Annotated in this window: 16 protein-coding genes; 4 read left to right on the top strand and 12 right to left on the bottom strand. The window is 71.4% G+C overall.

The window, feature by feature from the left end; all coding sequences use genetic code 11:
• Window positions 1-78: 78 nt before the first annotated feature.
• The 8 genes from IE269_RS31285 to IE269_RS31320 form a co-directional block, all read right to left on the bottom strand.
• The gene (locus IE269_RS31285; RefSeq protein WP_189826603.1) at window positions 79-1,230 is read right to left on the bottom strand and encodes a C40 family peptidase; all 1,152 of its coding nucleotides are present in this window, start codon (window positions 1,228-1,230) and stop codon (window positions 79-81) included.
• A gap of 100 nt (window positions 1,231-1,330) precedes the next feature.
• A complete protein-coding gene (locus IE269_RS31290) occupies window positions 1,331-1,648 on the bottom strand; it encodes a hypothetical protein (RefSeq protein WP_189826604.1) in 318 nt (105 codons plus the stop codon).
• Between the two features lie 27 nt (window positions 1,649-1,675).
• Window positions 1,676-2,416, bottom strand: coding sequence for a TetR/AcrR family transcriptional regulator (locus IE269_RS31295; protein ID WP_189826605.1), 741 nt, complete (start codon window positions 2,414-2,416; stop codon window positions 1,676-1,678).
• A 51-nt stretch (window positions 2,417-2,467) separates the two neighbouring features.
• Window positions 2,468-3,028 carry a hypothetical protein gene (locus IE269_RS31300; RefSeq protein WP_189826606.1) on the bottom strand — a complete coding sequence of 187 codons (561 nt, stop codon included), beginning with the start codon at window positions 3,026-3,028 and terminating at the stop codon, window positions 2,468-2,470.
• Window positions 3,025-4,470, bottom strand: a complete 1,446-nt coding sequence (locus tag IE269_RS31305) for a sensor histidine kinase (protein WP_189826607.1) — start codon at window positions 4,468-4,470, stop codon at window positions 3,025-3,027. The genes IE269_RS31300 and IE269_RS31305 overlap by 4 nt, the downstream gene beginning before the upstream one ends.
• An 80-nt stretch (window positions 4,471-4,550) precedes the next feature.
• Complete coding sequence (locus IE269_RS31310) at window positions 4,551-5,234, bottom strand: response regulator transcription factor (RefSeq protein WP_189826608.1); 684 nt, start codon at window positions 5,232-5,234, stop codon at window positions 4,551-4,553.
• Between the two features lie 24 nt (window positions 5,235-5,258).
• Window positions 5,259-6,812, bottom strand: a complete 1,554-nt coding sequence (gene murJ, locus IE269_RS31315) for a murein biosynthesis integral membrane protein MurJ (protein ID WP_229898396.1) — start codon at window positions 6,810-6,812, stop codon at window positions 5,259-5,261.
• Between the two features lie 59 nt (window positions 6,813-6,871).
• Complete coding sequence (locus tag IE269_RS31320; protein ID WP_189826610.1) at window positions 6,872-8,065, bottom strand: lipid II:glycine glycyltransferase FemX; 1,194 nt, start codon at window positions 8,063-8,065, stop codon at window positions 6,872-6,874.
• A gap of 258 nt (window positions 8,066-8,323) precedes the next feature.
• Between IE269_RS31320 and IE269_RS31325 the strand changes: the two genes are divergently transcribed.
• Window positions 8,324-9,535, top strand: a complete 1,212-nt coding sequence (locus IE269_RS31325; protein ID WP_189826611.1) for a L,D-transpeptidase — start codon at window positions 8,324-8,326, stop codon at window positions 9,533-9,535.
• Between the two features lie 64 nt (window positions 9,536-9,599).
• On the opposite strand, the gene IE269_RS31330 is transcribed toward IE269_RS31325, so the two are convergent.
• On the bottom strand, window positions 9,600-9,872 hold the full coding sequence (locus tag IE269_RS31330) for a hypothetical protein (protein ID WP_189826612.1): 273 nt from the start codon (window positions 9,870-9,872) through the stop codon (window positions 9,600-9,602).
• 139 nt (window positions 9,873-10,011) lie between these two features.
• Window positions 10,012-10,971 (bottom strand): AurF N-oxygenase family protein, encoded by a 960-nt coding sequence (locus IE269_RS31335; RefSeq protein ID WP_189826613.1) that lies wholly within the window; start codon window positions 10,969-10,971, stop codon window positions 10,012-10,014.
• Between the two features lie 225 nt (window positions 10,972-11,196).
• Here IE269_RS31335 and IE269_RS31340 point away from each other — a divergent pair, with 225 nt between their 5' ends.
• Window positions 11,197-12,309, top strand: coding sequence for a ferritin-like domain-containing protein (locus IE269_RS31340; protein ID WP_189826614.1), 1,113 nt, complete (start codon window positions 11,197-11,199; stop codon window positions 12,307-12,309).
• Between the two features lie 21 nt (window positions 12,310-12,330).
• Here the strand turns inward: IE269_RS31340 and IE269_RS31345 are convergent, their stop codons facing one another.
• Window positions 12,331-12,840 (bottom strand): ATP-binding protein, encoded by a 510-nt coding sequence (locus IE269_RS31345; RefSeq protein WP_189826615.1) that lies wholly within the window; start codon window positions 12,838-12,840, stop codon window positions 12,331-12,333.
• Window positions 12,841-12,903: 63 nt separating this feature from the next.
• Entirely contained in the window at window positions 12,904-13,050 is a 147-nt protein-coding gene (locus IE269_RS31350) for a hypothetical protein (protein ID WP_189826616.1), read from the bottom strand.
• A 202-nt stretch (window positions 13,051-13,252) separates the two neighbouring features.
• On the opposite strand from IE269_RS31350, the gene IE269_RS31355 reads away from it, so the two are divergent.
• Together IE269_RS31355 and IE269_RS31360 are read left to right on the top strand one after the other, a co-directional pair.
• A complete protein-coding gene (locus tag IE269_RS31355; RefSeq protein WP_189826617.1) occupies window positions 13,253-14,131 on the top strand; it encodes a helix-turn-helix domain-containing protein in 879 nt (292 codons plus the stop codon).
• Window positions 14,128-14,343, top strand: coding sequence for a DUF397 domain-containing protein (locus IE269_RS31360; protein ID WP_189826618.1), 216 nt, complete (start codon window positions 14,128-14,130; stop codon window positions 14,341-14,343). Before IE269_RS31355 ends, IE269_RS31360 begins: the two co-directional genes overlap by 4 nt.
• Window positions 14,344-14,901: the final 558 nt, after the last annotated feature.

Here is a 14,901-nt window from a genome sequence, read left to right on the forward strand (position 1 = left end):
GTTCAAGTGGACCAAGACCGCCGACCAGATCATCGACCGTATCTGCCGCTACTGCACACGCATCTCCGGACCGGCTCACTAGCCGGGAGCGCTCTCCGCCCCGTACCCCGCATCCGAATCGTTCCCCTCCACCGTGCGCCCCGTCGGCAGGTCCGGCGGGGTGTAGGAGGGGAGCGGGGCGAGCGCGGGGTCCGGGCGGACGGCCCCGAGCACCGGATTCGAGGCGAGCGGGGAGACCTTCACGTACGCACCCGGACGCGGGGCCTGCACGACCTGCCCGTTCCCGAGATAGATCGCCACATGGGTCGCCTTCGGGAAGTAGATCACCAGATCCCCCGGCCGCAACGCGGACAGCGGGATGCGCGGCAGGTACTTCCACTGCTCCTGGCTGGTGCGCGGAATGGTCCGCCCGGCCGCCGCCCACGCCTGCTGGGTCAGCCCCGAGCAGTCGAAGGTGTCCGGCCCCTCCGCCCCCCACACGTACGGCTTCCCGAGCTGGCGGGTCGCGTAGGTGAGCGCCCGGTCGCCCTCCCGGGAGGGGGCGCGGGAGGCCCGTACCCCGTGCGGACCGAAGGCCCCCGACCCGAGCAGGTCCTGGGTGGCCCTTTCGGCCGTACGGTTCTCCAATTCCGCCAACGAGGCCAGCTCGTCGGCGGTCAGGGCCGCCAGCATCGCCTCGACCTGCTTGAGCCGCGCCTGCACGGCATCCCGCTGCTTCTTCTGCTTCGCCGCGAGGGTCTGCTGCTTGTCGAGCGCGGCCCGGGCCTTCGTCGCCAGGTCGTCGGCCCGCTGCTCGGCGCCCTCCAGCCGCGCCACCTTCGCCGCCCGGGAGGCCGCCGCCCGGCGCAGGGCGTGGTTCTGGGTGAGCGCGTGCGCGGGGTCGGGGGAGGTCAGCATCCGTACGAAGGTGGAGTACGCGTACTCGCCGCGCCCCTTGTACTGCTCCCGGGCGAGCATCCCGGCGGCCCGCTTGCCGTCGGCGAGGGTGACCCGGGCGACACCCAACTCCTTTGTCACCCGCGCGAGTTCACCCCTCTGCGCCTTCAGCTTCTCCTCCGTGGCGTTGAAGGCCTCGGTGGCCTCCTCGGTCTGCTGGTAGAGCCGCTGGAGATCGGTGAGGAGCCGCCCGACACCGCCGCCGGGGTCACCGGGTGCGGCGTGCGCGCTGCCCGTCGCCGCCAGCACCGTCGCCGCCGCCGCCACTGCCACCCTGGTCGCGATCCTCGACACACCATCACCTCCGGTACGGAGCCGGGAAGTCGACCCGGCTCAGGGCGATGGTGCGCCGCCGCACACCGGTCAACCCGGCGTGTGGGCCCTGCGGCGCAGTTCAGTCACCCGTACCGGTCGAAGGCCGCTCGTCGTCGGCGTGGCGGGTGGACTCGGGGGCGGGCTTGCTCCACGGCCACTTCGGGGACCAGGGCTCGCGGCCCCCCGGAACGTACACGTACTTCCAGCCCCGCTGGAGGCCGAGCCGCTTGCTGTACCCGGCGGGCCGACGCTCGTACGCGTACACCGTGGGCGGGCCGTCCGGGGACGGCACCGGCACCTCGTACCACTTGGGCGGGTTGCCGGTCGGGCCGGTCAGGACGTCGAGGGCCTGCCCGTCCAGGGGGCCGCCGACGAAGGGGGTCTTCTCGCTTCTCACCCCACCAGTGTCACAGCTCCGTCCGTGTCACAGCAGGTGGGCGGCCTCGGAGAGCACCGGGAGGACGCGGCGGGCCAGTACGCCGGCCGCGCCGTCGGAGGTCTCCAGGGCGAGGGCGGCGCGGGTGACGTCCGCGGTCTGGGGGTCGGTGGCGGCGGTGGCGGTGAGGAGGGCGACGAAGTGGTCGACCATCCAGTCGCGCAGGTCGGGGAGGGGCGGCTGTTTGCCCTCGTCCAGCCAGATCAGCGATGCGGCCTCGACGGCGGAGATCCAGGTGCGGACCATCATGCGCAGGCGCGGGCCCGCGGTGTCGGTGACGCCCAGGTGGAGGAGGATCTGCTCGGCGGCCTCGCGGCGCACGCCGTCGACGGTGGCGGTGGTGCGGGAGGTCTCGACCACGCTGCCGCCCTGGAGGAGCGCGCTGAACCCGGTGTCGTGGGTGTCCACGAAGCCCAGGTACCGGTCGAGGGCGCTGGCCAGGCGCTGGGTGAGGGGGCCCGCCTGCGGTTCGGCGAAGCACAGCTTCAGCTCGTCGGCGGCGGAGCCGAGTGCCACCTCGTACAACTGGACCTTCCCGCCGGGGAAGTAGCGGTAGACCAGCGGCCTGGACACCCCGGCGGCCTCGGCCACGTCGTCCAGGGAGACGTCCTCGGGGGCGCGGTGGGCGAAGAGGGACAGGGCCGCGTCGATGAGCTGGAGGCGGCGCTGCTCGACGCTGAGGCGGCGGTAGGCGGGGGTGGGCCCGGCGGAGGACGCGGCGGTGGTCATGCCAGGCAGCGTAATGCGCCGTCGGGGGTACGGGCCGGGGCTCCCGTCCGGCTACTCGTCACCGGCGGGGATGGACAGCCGGCAGGTGCCGAACGCCGTCTCGCCGTCCTGGCCGACGAGCTGCACCCGCACCGAGCCGTCGCCGACCGCACTGTAGGCGGCGGTGCAGACCAGCTGCTGGGTGGCGGTCTCGGCCAGGTCCCGGACGGCGACGGGGACGCTCAGCGAGATGCCCCCCGGCTCGGCACCGGGCTTGCGCGGCAGGAGCCGGACGGTGCCGGAAGTGATCCGGGGGAGCGAGGTGGTGAGCCCAGCGCCCTTCTCGGCCTGCGAGGGGCCGCTGAACAGTGCGGCGATCACCTTCTCCGTCGACGCGGGGCGGGTCTGGTAGCTGCTGCCGAACTGCCCTTCCGTGCCGAGGGGGCGCGACACCGGGGTCAGCTCCCCGTGCGGCAACCGGTAGAAGAGCAGGGAGTCGACGCCGTTGCGGGAGAAGTGCTCCACCGTGGCCGGGCCGCCCGCCTCGATGACGTCGGTCTCCCGGATGCCGCAGCCGGCCAGCAGCAGCGCGGCCACCGGCCACGCGGCCAGGGCCCAGCGTGCCTGCCTCACTCCGTTGCCCCTTCCGTGAACAGCGGTATCTCCACGGTGAAGACGGCGCCCCCCTCCGGCCGGTTGCCCGCGCGGATCCTCCCGCCGTGCAGCCGTACGTTCTCCGCGGCGATGGCCAGCCCGAGACCGCTGCCCGCCGAGCGGGTGCGGGCGGCGTCCGCCTTGTAGAACCGGTCGAAGATGTGCGGCAGCACGTCCGGGGCGATGCCGGGACCGCTGTCGGCGACCTCGGTGATCAGCACCGGCGTCCCGTCCGAACCCGTCTCGCTGCGCAGCCGTACGGCGACGGGCGCCGCCCCGTGCCGCAGCGCGTTGCCCACGAGGTTGGCGACGACCACGTCGAAGCGGCGCGGGTCGAGCCGCACCCGTATCCCTTCGGGCAGTTCGGGAACGATCCGGCCGTCGGTCCAGTGCCGGTTGACCAGCGTCTTGCGGATGGCCTCGGCGGCGTCGAGTTCGTCGGTGTTCAGCTCGGCGGCCCGGGCGTCGAAGCGGGAGATCTCGATCAGGTCCTCGACGAGCACGGCGAGCTTGCCGGTCTCCGCGCTGATCAGCCGCACCGCGCGGGCGGTGTCGCTGTCCAGGTGGCCCGCGTCCTCGTCCAGCACCTCGGTGACCGCGAGCATCCCGGCCAGCGGGGTGCGCAGTTCGTGCGAGACGTCGGAGGCGAACCGGCGGGCCCGCGCCTCGGCCCGGCGCAGCTCCTTCACGGAATGCTCCAGGTTCGCGGCGGACTCGTTGAAGGTGTGCGCGAGGTCGGCCAGTTCGTCCTTGCCGCGCACCTCGATCCGGGTGTCGAGCTTGCCGCTGCCCATGCTGCGGGCCGCCCGGTGCAGCTCCCGCACCGGGCGCAGGACGCTGCGGGCGGCCAGCAGCCCGGGCAGCAGGGCGACGGCGAGCCCGGGCAGGGCCCCGTCGCGGGCGGCGGTCAGCAGCGCGTCGACGTTGATCTGCTCGTCGCTCATCCGCATCACCGCGTACACGACCAGGCCTAGGGGCAGCGCGCTGTGCTGACCGGCCCGGAAGACGGTGGGCATGGCGATGGTCAGGTACGGAACGCCGTCCTTGACGACCCGTTCGAAGGCGCCCCGGGGGTTGCTGAGGGCGGCCCGCCGCAGGCCGGGGGTGATGACGCCGGACACGGGGCTGGTGCCGGAGGAGGCGCGGAGGGTGCCGTACTCGGCGAAGACGATCCAGGGGCGCGGCTTGCCCTTGCGTGCGATGTCGCGCAGGTTCGCCTCCAGATTCCCCACGTCGGAGGGGAAGGTGAAGGTGTTCAGCTGGACCTGCTCGCGGAACGAGGAGACGGCCGTGTCCTGCGCGGTCTTCAGCAGGGCGGTCCGCGCCTCCCGGTAGGTCAGCGCGGCCGTCGTCCCGGCGCCGACCACCGCGACCAGCAGGAAGGCGAGGACCAGCCGGGTGCGCAGACCGAACGCCCGCACCCGCCGGTTCGTCGGCTTCGTGTTCGTACTTGTGGACTTCGCGCTTGCCCGCTTCCCGCGCCGCCGCCCGGATCTGCCGCTCACAGCGGTCCGAAGCGGTAGCCGAAGCCGCGCAGGGTCTGGACGTAGCGGGGTGCCCCGCTGTCGTCCTCGATCTTGTTGCGCAGGCGCCGCACGCACGCGTCGACCAGCCGGGCGTCGGCGTGGTAGCTGTGCTCCCACACGTGCTCCAGCAACTGCTGGCGGCTGAACACCTGGTCGGGGGCGGCCGTCAGGTGCAGCAGCAGCTTCAGTTCGGAGGGGGCCAGCGCGATCCGCTGCCCCGCCTTGGTGACGGTCAGCCCGGCCCGGTCGACGGTCAGGTCGCCGTGCGTCTCGACGGTCGGCCGGTCGGCGCCGGTGAACTCGATGCGGCGCAGTACGGCCCGGATGCGGGCCTCGATGACGTCGGGGCGGGCGGGCTTGACGATGTAGTCGTCGGCGCCCGCCTCCAGGCCCACGATCATGTCGAAGTCGTCGCCGCGCGCGGTGAGCATGATGATCGGCAGCTGGCTGTCCTCGCGGACCCGGCGGCAGACCTGCACGCCGTTCATGCCGGGCAGCATCAGGTCGAGCAGCAGCAGGTCGGGCCGGAAGTCGTCCAGGGCGGCGAGCCCGGCCTCGCCGGTGGCGGCCGACCGTACGTCGTGGCCTCGGCGGCGCAGGCCGAGTTCGACGCCCTCGCGCACGGCGGGGTCGTCCTCGATGAGCAGTACGCGGGGCATGGGCAGGTTCTCCTCGGGGATCCTTCAGCGCCGGGTGATGCGGCGACGTACACCGGAAATCAGGGCATCGAGCTCGGCCAGCCGCAGCGGCCCGGCCAGCAGCGCGAAGACGAGCGCGACGACCACCGCACCGGCCGCCGCCGCTGCCACGGCTCCCGCCCGCCCGGCCCAGGACGCGGCGACGTACGCGAGGACCGTGGCGGGCACGGCGGCCACCAGCAGCCTCGCGACCGCCCCGAGCGCGGCCGAACGCCACGGCCTGCCCATGCCCAGCCGACGGCTGAGCACCAGCCCCGTCACCACCCAGCCCCCGAACAGGGCCAGTGAGTACGCCCCCGCCAGCCCGGTGACCGCCCAGCGGGCGGGCAGCACCTGGGCGGCGGTCACCGAGAGCCCCGCGTTGAGGGCGACGATCACCAGGTTGAGCAGGAAGGGCGTACGGGTGTCGCCGAGCGCGTAGAAGGTGCGCGCCAGGACGTACTGCCCGGACATGGCGAGCAGTCCGGGCGCGAACGCCATCAGGATTCCGGCCATCGCGGCGGTGTCGCTCGCGGTGGTCGCACCGTGCCCGTAGACGACGGCCATGATCGGATGCGCGAGCGCGAGCAGCGCGCAGGAGGCCGGGACGATCATCGCGGACGTGGAGCGCAGAGCGTACGAGACGTCCTTGCGCACGGCCGCGAGGTCATGGTCGGCGGCCGCAGCGCTCATCCGGGGCAGCAGCGCCGTCAGCAGGGAGACGGTGACGATGCCGTGGGGGACGAGCCAGAGGACGTAGGCGTTGTTGTACGCGCCGTAGCCCGGCCCGCCTTCGAGGCCCGCCGTGGTGGCCAGCCGGGTCGTCACCCAGTACGCCCCCTGGTTGGCCAGCACCAGCAGCACCAGCCAGCCCGCCGACCGCAGGGGCCGGGTCAGCCCGCTGCCCTTCCAGTCGAAGCGCGGCCGCCACCGGAAGCGGGCCGCGCGCAGCGCCGGGGCGAGCGCGAGGGCCTGGACGGCGATCCCGGCGGTGGTGCCCCAGCCCAGCAGGGCCGTCTCGGACGCGCTCAGCGTGTCCCCGCCGCCCAGCGACAGCGCGAGGAACAGCCCGAACACCCCGATGACGACCACATTGTTGAGGACCGGCGCCCACATCATCGCGCCGAACCGGCCGCGCGCGTTGAGCACCTGCCCCAGCAGCGTGAACAGCCCCAGGAAGAAGATCTGCGGCAGGCAGTAGCGGGCGAAGGCGATCGTCATCGACGCCTGCGCACCGGTGTAGTCGGTGTACGCGCCGACGATCGCGGGCGCCGCCCACACCCCGGCGGCGGTGATCACCAGCAGCGCCACCACGCACACGGTGATGAGCCGGTCGGTGTACGCGGCCCCGCCGTCCTTGTGCTCCTTCGCCGCCCTGACCAGCTCGGGCACGAAGACGGCGTTCAGCGCGCCGCCGAGGAGGAGCATGTAGACGATGGTGGGCAGCGAGTTGCCGACCGCGTAGCCGTCCGGGACGGCTCCGATGGTGCCGATCGCCGCCGCGACGACGGCGGACCGTACGAAGCCGGTGGCCCGGGACACCAGGGAACCGGCGGCCATGAGGACGCTGCTGCGGGCGGCGGACGCAGCTTTCGGGGGTGCCTCCTGCACCTGGGCGCTCACCGGCGGTTCAGGTACGCCTGGAAGGCGCGGTGAAGCGTCCGGTTGGTGGTGCCGCCCAAGGCTTTCTCCCATTCCCCCAAGGTCTCGACGACCTGTCCCCCGGTGCCGAGCTTCCAGCGCAGGAGGCCGTACGTACGTTCCCCTGGATCAAGTGTGGAGGGTACCCCGCGCATGTCGTACACGTCAGCGCCCCTGGCGTGGGCGTCCAGCAGCATGTGCCACTGGAGGGCGTTGGAGGGGCGGACCTCGCGGCGGTGGTCGGCGGAGGCGCCGGTCTGGTACCAGGCCCGGCGGCCCACCGTGATCATCGTGTGGGCGGCGAGGATCTCGCCCCGGTGGCGGGCCAGGTAGAGCTTCATACGACCGGGCTCCTCGGCGTTGAGTGCCGCGAACTGGCGCTCGTAGTACGCCAGCGAGCGCCCGAGCCGGAATCCGTCCCGCTCCTCGGTAATGCGCAACAACCGGTAGAACTCGGGCAGATCGGCCGCACTGCCCACGACCACCTCCACCCCCTCCTTCCGCGCCCGCCGCACATTGCGCCGCCACTCCTGGTTGAGCCCGGACCACAGGTCGTCGGCGGTGCGCCCGGCGAGCGGCACCCGGAAGACGTGACGCGGCTGGGCGTCCCCGTCGCCGTCCCCGTTCGCGTCGTCCCCGCAGCGCTGCCAGCCGCGGGCGCGCAGCCGCTCGCCGACCGCCGTGCCGAGCGGGTCGACCTCGCTGGCGAGTACGTCGCCGAGCCGCCGGCCCGGCTGGGCGGCCGACTTCAGCAGGGCGGCGTCCCAGCTCCGGTAGGCGGGGGAGGGGCCGATGCGTACGGCGAAGGCGCCCGCCGCACGCAGGTGACCCAGCAGCGGTTCGAGCCAGCGGTCGACGTTCGGGTCGCTCCAGTCGACGACCGGCCCTTCGGGGAGGTACGCGAAGTACTTCCGTGTGCCGGGCAGTTGGCGCAGCAGCACCAGCGCCGCCCCGGTCAGCCGGCCGGCCCTCGGGTCGGGCCCCCAGCCCAGCAGCAGCGGGCGCCACCCCTCCTTGACGTCCGCCCAGGACGGGCACTGGAGGAACGCGGGGCCCAGGTCCGTGCCCTCGCGGGAGGCGAGGAAGGCGCGGTAGACCTCGGCGGTGACGGGGGTCAGGGCGCCCTGGTGGGAGGCGGCGGCGGACGAGGGCGGGACGAGCAGCGCGGTCACGGTCTGGGCCTCTCCATCTCCCCGGTCTGCGACGGGGGTTCTCCCCGGGCTGTCCGTGGGTTCGCCGCAGATGCTCACAGCCGTCCATGACCGCTCCGTACGGCGAATGTGACCGGACCATGACCGTTCCTCACCAGACGCCGTCACAAAGCCCCGGCACGGCTGACCTGCCCCTATCCAGATCTACAGTCACAACTCGGGTCGCCGTCGGCGCACTTGCCGACCCTTGCGCCCGCCTTTCCCGCCACGGAGGTCCAGTTGCCCCGCTCACGCGCCCCTCGCCGGATACGCACGGTACGAATCGCCCTCGCCGCTGCCCTGCTCGCCCCGCTCGCGGTGGCCTGCACCGCGGACCCGGTCCCGGCCACGTCGAACACGGCCAAGGGCGTACCAGCGAAGAACGGCGACCGCCCGGTCACCGTCAAGGTCACCCCCTCCGGCAAGCGGGCCGAGGCGGGACAGCCGGTGACGGTCACCGCGACCGGCGGCCGTCTCACCTCGGTGACCGTCACCGACGCCAAGGGCACGGAACTCCCCGGGAAGGTCGCCGCCGACGGCCGCACCTGGACCTCGGCCCGCAAGGCGGCACCCGGCACGACGTACGCGGTGACGGCACAGACCAAGGCGGAAGGCGGCACCTCCGCCACCGAGCGCAGTTCCTTCACCACCACCCCGGCGGACCAGGTCAACAAGGTCGACTGGCGTCCCGGCAGCGGCACCACGGTCGGTGTCGCCCAGCCCGTCTCGCTGGTCTTCGACCACCCGGTGAAGAACCGGGCCGAGGTCGAGAAGCAGCTCAAGATCACCACCTCGAACCCCACCGAGGGCTCCTGGGGCTGGATGCGCGACTACTCCGGCAAGGACCGGGTCGACTGGCGTCCCAAGGACTACTGGAAGCCGGGCACCAAGGTCACCGTCAGCGCCGAACTCAACGGCACCGCCTCCTCCGCCGGCCGCTGGTTCGTCCGCGACTACACGACGACCTTCACCATCGGCTCCCGGCAGATCGTCAAGGTCGACCTGGACACCCACCAGCTGACCCTGCTGCGCGACGGCGAGAAGGTCCGCCGCATCCCCGTCTCCGGCGGCACCCCCGGCGGCGACAAGCGCTCCTGGCGGGGGACGGCCGTCCTCATGGCCAAGGAGGGCACCATCAACATGAACTCCGAGACGGTCGGCCTCGGCAACGCCTACGACAAGGACGTCGCCTACTCGATGCGGCTGACCTGGTCGGGCATGTACGCCCACGCCGCCCCGTGGAACGCCCGCTGGTTCGGCAACTCCAACCAGAGCTCGGGCTGCATCGGCATGAGCAACGCCGACGCGTCCTGGTTCTACGCCCAGGTCCGCCCCGGCGACCCCTTCGAGATCACCGGCAAGGACACCAAGGGCGTCGTCGCCCCGAACAACGGCTTCGGCCAGTGGAACATGTCCTGGGCCGACTGGCAGGGGACGAGCGCCCTGCGCTGAGGACTGCCCCGGTGGGGGCCCTTCCTCGGGTCAGCCGCAGCCCCGGGTCGGCCGTGGCCCCGGGTCAGCCGCAGCCCCCGCACCCGCCGCAGCCGCCGCAGGAGGACGACGAGTCGCCGTCGGAGGAGTCGTTGTCATGAGCCTCGCTCTGACCGGGCCACCACGCGGTGGTGCCACCCACCACCGCACCGCCGGCGACCCAGCTGGTCGTGCTGTCCCGGTGCGTCGCGACCGGCGGGCGGCGCGGTGTCTTCCGCCTCCGCGACCTCCTGACGAGGGCGACGACGGCCACCAGCAGCGCCACCGACAAGAGCCCGGCGAACCAGCTCCACGTCACGGATCCCACCGTCCCTACGGATGCCCCCGCCGCACGGGGGCGCACCCCGACGGTCCCAGAGGGAGAGGGGCGCGTCCAGAGTCCGGCGCGCCCCCCGCCCGCCTTGAGAGGAACGTCAGCGGGCCACTCCAGAGGAACGTCAGCGGGCCAGCAGCCCCGAGCTGACCCACAGACGGCGGCCCGCGCCGCGCAGGACGCCGATGTCGTCCAGGAAGTCGGTCAGCCGGCGGGCGCCGTTCTGCATGACCTCCGTACGGTGGCCGCTCGCCTTCACCTGGGCGATCGCCTCGCGCCGGTCGAGCCCCACGTTCTCGTACACCTTCGGATTGATGAAGCACGTGGAGAAGACCCGCGCGGCCTCCCCGCAGCTCAGCCGGGTGAACTCCTGCTCCCAGCGCGGCGCGGTCACCATCTGGCGCCGCAACTCCTCACGCGCGTACCGCACATGACGCGCCTCCTCGATGACGTGGATGCGGGTCACGCCGCGCACCAGCGTCTGGATGCGCTCGTCCGGGAAGGTCAGGCGCTGCATCCAGTCGAGGATCTCCTCGCCGAGGAGGGTCGCGGCGAAGGAGCCGGGGGTCGTCGAGACGGTCTTCAGCACCCGCGCGAGGTTGTGGTAGACGCGCGGCACGGGGTAGTTGGGGGCCCCGCCCTTCTGGATCATCTTCGCGAACATCATCGAGTGGCGGCACTCGTCCGCGATCTCGGTCAGCGCGTAGCGGACGTGGTTGCTGGTGACCGACTTGTCGTAGATGTGGCGTACGAGGAGCTGCATGAGGATGATCTCGAACCAGATCCCGAGCGAGGCGATGGCCGCCGCCTCGTGCCGGGCGAGTTCCATCCGCTGTTCCTCACCCATCTTCTTCCACAACGGGGTGTCGTAGAGGGACACCAGCTCCGGCGGCCAGTACCACTTGCCCTCGTCGGCGGGGGCGTCCCAGTCGAGTTCCGTGTCCGGGTCGAAGGAGTGCTTGGCCGACGATTCGAGCAGCCGCTCGGCGACCTGCTCGCGGTCCTTGAGCCACCCGAGGGCGTCGCGGAGAGCGGTGAAGTCGGTCTCGGTCGGCTCGGTGTTCCTTGCCGGGGCGGTCGTCATGGTCGGAGCACCTCGTGGTTGGGGTTACCGGGGGTCACTTGTTATGAGACTCCTTGTCAGCAAGGGCGTCAATCCCTTGCGCACCACTTGTTGGTGCCGTGCCGACGGCTTGTTGAAGGGCTTGTTGACCGTGCGTCTGCCCACGTGTGAGCCTGCGAACTAAGCGATTGCATACGTCTGTTGGTCGTCCGGCGGCCGCCCGCCGGAGCTGCGAAGGGACCGCGCATGTCCACGCACGAGCTCTACACCAACCCCCCGTCCGAGCCGGTCTGGCAGGTGCCCGCCACCGGAAAGGCCCGCTTCTCCTGGGAGTACGACGAGGGGCGCGAGCGTCTCCTGGCCCTCTACCAGAAGGGCAAGGACAAGCAGTGGGACGGCGCCACCCGCATCGACTGGTCCCTCGAAGTCGACCCGATGGACCCCCTCGGCACCCCCGACGAGTCCATGAACCTCTACGGCACCCGCTACTGGGACCGCATGACCGACAAGGACAAGGGCGACCTGCGCCGCCACTACACGGCCTGGCAGTTCAGCCAATTTCTCCACGGCGAGCAGGGCGCCATGGTCTGCGCCGCCCGCATCGTCGAATCCGTCCCCGACCTGGACGCGAAGTTCTACTCCGCCACCCAGACCATGGACGAGGCCCGTCACGCCGAGATCTACTCCCGCTTCCTGCACGAGAAGATCGGCATGCTCTACCCCGTCAACGACAGCCTCCAGGGCCTGCTCGGCGACACCCTGCGCGACTCCCGCTGGGACATGCCCTACCTCGGCATGCAGGTCCTCATCGAGGGCCTCGCCCTCGCCGCCTTCGGCATGATCCGCGACACGACCACCAAGCCCCTCCCGAAACAGATCCTCGCGTACGTCATGCAGGACGAGGCCCGGCACGTCGCCTTCGGCCGCATGGCCCTGCGCGACTACTACAAGCAGCTCTCCGACGCCGAACGCAAGGAGCGCGAGGAGTTCGTCATCGAGGGCTGCTACCTGATGCGCGACCGCCTGCGCGGCGTCGAGGTCCTCGAAAACTTCGGCATCCCCAAGCAGGAGGCCCAGGAACTCAGCGAACAGTCCGAATTCCTGCACCTCTTCCGCAAGCTGCTCTTCTCACGCATCGTCCCGTGCGTCAAGGACATCGGCCTGTGGGGCGAACGCCTCCAGAAGGCGTACGTCGACATGGGCGTCTTCGAGCTCGGCGACTCCAACCTGGACCTCCTGATGACCCAGGACGAGGAGATCGCCGAGCAGTTGGACCGGGAGCGCTTCGCGGCGGAGGAGGCGGAGAGGGTCGCGGAGGTCCGGGATGCGATCGCGGACGGCGCGGACGGTCGGGTGTAGCCCGGGCGGCGGGTGGGGGGCTCAGCCTTCCGTACGGAATTCCGCCCAGACCGTACGCCCGCCGGGCACCCGGCGCTCGCCCCACCGGTCGGCCAGCGCCTCGGTGATGAGCAGGCCGCGGCCGTGTTCCTGCTCCGGGCCGGATTCCGTCCGTACGGAGACGAGTGCGTCGGCGTCCCGCCCTTCGTCGGTCACGCCGACGGTCAGGAGCCCGGCGGCTGCGCTCAACGCCACGACGACCTCCCAACTGTCGCCGTGTTCGAGTGCGTTGGCGGCCAGCTCGCCGGTCACCGTCTCCAGTGAGTCCACGAGGCCGGGCGGTGCGCCCCAGGCCCGGGCGGCTGTTGTCACGTGGTGCCGGGCGGCGGGGGCGGAGGCGAGGTCCGTGCCGGGAAGGGCGAGGAGGGTCAGCCGGTCCGGCGAGTTCTGGTGTGCGGTGCGGGCGGCGGCGAGGAGAGGGCTCTGCGGTTCGTCCAGCCGTAGCCGGCGGCACTCGGCGATGTGGAGGGTGTCGCGCAGGGCATCGGTCAACTGATGGGCGAGCGTGGCGTGTTCGTCGCTGCCGAGCCACTCGCCGCCGAGGGCCTCCTCCGACTACCGGAGGAGCTTGTCGGCGAGTCCGAGCTGAAGGGCTTCGATCCGGTCGGCGTGGCGGGTCGCGGGGCCGAAGCCGTCGGTGGAGAGGTGGCAGGGCTGTCCGGCCTCGCCGGTCCAGGGGAGGGGGCGGTAGGGGTGGCTCATCGGGCCTCCAGTCGCGTGCCGGATGTTCGTTGAGCAACGTCCCATTGAATTTCAATCGTCGATACCCGTACCGCTGCTATTACCCCTAAAGGGTGAACGGTTGCCAGCGTGAACGACTCCGCTCAACTGCCGCGTACCCTCGGCGTGTTGATCGCACCACTGGGCAGACCAGTGAGGGGAAGGGCGAGCGAAGGAGGAGGCCGTGACCACACGGGGTTCGGCGGGACCGGCCGGACGGATGCAGATTGCTCGCGGCCTGAAGGAACTCCGTACCCGCAGCGGACTCACGCAGTCCGAAGTGGCCAAGCGGGCGAGTATGTCGGTCGGGACCGTCAACCGGTACGAGACGTGGCAGGACCGCGCCAAGCTCAGGGTGCCCACGATCCGTGCGCTCGCGGACGCCTGTGGGGCTTCGGGGGCGGAGCGGGAGGCGCTGAGTGATCTGGTCCGCAACCTGGAGAACGGTTGGTGGATGGACCACCCGGCCGTGCCCGAGGTGATGGACCCGCTGATGTCCTTCGAGGCCGTCGCCGCGTACGAACATGTCTACGCCAATGCCCTCGTCCCGGGACTGTTGCAGACTCCGGCCTACGCGCTCGCGCTCTACCAGACCCGGGACGTGCGTGAAGAGCCCGACGTGATCGAGAGCAAGGTGGATGCGCGCGTCAAGAGGCAGGCGATCCTGGACCGTTCACCCGCTCTGCACCTGTGGGTCGTTCTGGACGAAGCGGTCCTTCGCCGGTCCGTCGGCGGGCCGGAAGTGATGGCCGAGCAGATCGACCACTTGCACAGCATGGCCCAGCGCCCCCATGTGGACGTTCAGGTACTCCAGTTCACGCTGGGCGCCCACGCTGCGGGCTCCGGCGGACACTTCGTGATCCTGGGCAGAGAGGGCGAGGGATCTCCGCTCGACAGCATGAACGTGGTCTATCTCGAACTCCACCGGCGTGGGCTCTACCTCGACGCCCCCGGCGAGGTCCAGGGCTACAAGCTCATGTTTGACTACCTGCGTTCCCAGGCGGCCGATACCGCGGCGAGTTTGAAACTGCTGGCCGCAGCACGACAGGAGTTCACCCGATGAAGAGCACCCCCACTTCGCCTGCGGGCTGGTTGAAGAGCAGCTACAGCGCCGCCGACAATGAGTGCGTCGAGGTGGCCCTCGGGGGTGACGCGGCCGGCGTTCGGGACTCCAAGTGGGGCAAGGGGCCCGAACTGGCCCTGTCCACGGCGGCCTTCTCCGACTTTCTTGCCGGAATCAAGGCGGGGAGTCTGGGCGGGGTCTCAGCACGCTGAATCCGAGCTTCGGGTGGCGTAGGGCCGGGGGTTGCTTGCCCGGATCGGGTGTTGGTGGGGCCGTCCTCTTCACCGGAGTGTGGCGCTTCCGGGGAGCCCGTCAAGGGCGCTCCTGCGTCGCGTCGGCTGCGCCGATGTCGCATGCGCTCCACCCTTGACGGGCTCCCCTCCAGCGCTGGTTTCGTTTTGCGGAGGACGGCCAAGAAATGGCCCCGGGGGAGGCCGGGAAGTGGCCGCGCGCCGTTGCCGGGCGGCGGGTTGATGGGTGGGGGCGCCGGGAAGTTGTCGGGCTCGTCCCGGGTTCCGTTGCTGGGTGGGTGGGGGTGTCGTTCGTGGTGACGGGTGCGTTCGGCCGGTCGCGTTGGCAGGGGGCGCCTACCTCAATGGGGCTGTCGGCGTGGGCTCGGCGGCCGGTCGTGCGTGATGGGTTGTGGTTCAAGCCCGTGGCCGAGGTGGTCGGGTGGAAGAGGAGGGGTGGGGCTGGAGCGCGCCGCGCGAGCGAGAAGGGTGCCTGAAAAGTGGGACACTTTCCCCGGATTTTGTCCCACTCGCGCCGGC

Source organism: Streptomyces spiroverticillatus (genome assembly GCA_014650415.1).
GTDB lineage: Bacteria > Actinomycetota > Actinomycetes > Streptomycetales > Streptomycetaceae > Streptomyces > Streptomyces spiroverticillatus.

Bases quoted from the DNA above. Each gene is read 5' to 3' on its own strand.
- IE269_RS31295 (WP_189826605.1), bottom strand. From the start codon at position 2,416: ATGACCACCGCCGCGTCCTCCGCCGGGCCCACCCCCGCCTACCGCCGC.
- IE269_RS31310 (WP_189826608.1), bottom strand. From the start codon at position 5,234: ATGCCCCGCGTACTGCTCATCGAGGACGACCCCGCCGTGCGCGAGGGC.
- murJ (WP_229898396.1), bottom strand. From the start codon at position 6,812: ATGGCCGCCGGTTCCCTGGTGTCCCGGGCCACCGGCTTCGTACGGTCC.
- IE269_RS31335 (WP_189826613.1), bottom strand. From the start codon at position 10,971: ATGACGACCGCCCCGGCAAGGAACACCGAGCCGACCGAGACCGACTTC.
- IE269_RS31340 (WP_189826614.1), top strand. From the start codon at position 11,197: ATGTCCACGCACGAGCTCTACACCAACCCCCCGTCCGAGCCGGTCTGG.
- IE269_RS31350 (WP_189826616.1), bottom strand. From the start codon at position 13,050: ATGAGCCACCCCTACCGCCCCCTCCCCTGGACCGGCGAGGCCGGACAG.
- IE269_RS31360 (WP_189826618.1), top strand. From the start codon at position 14,128: ATGAAGAGCACCCCCACTTCGCCTGCGGGCTGGTTGAAGAGCAGCTAC.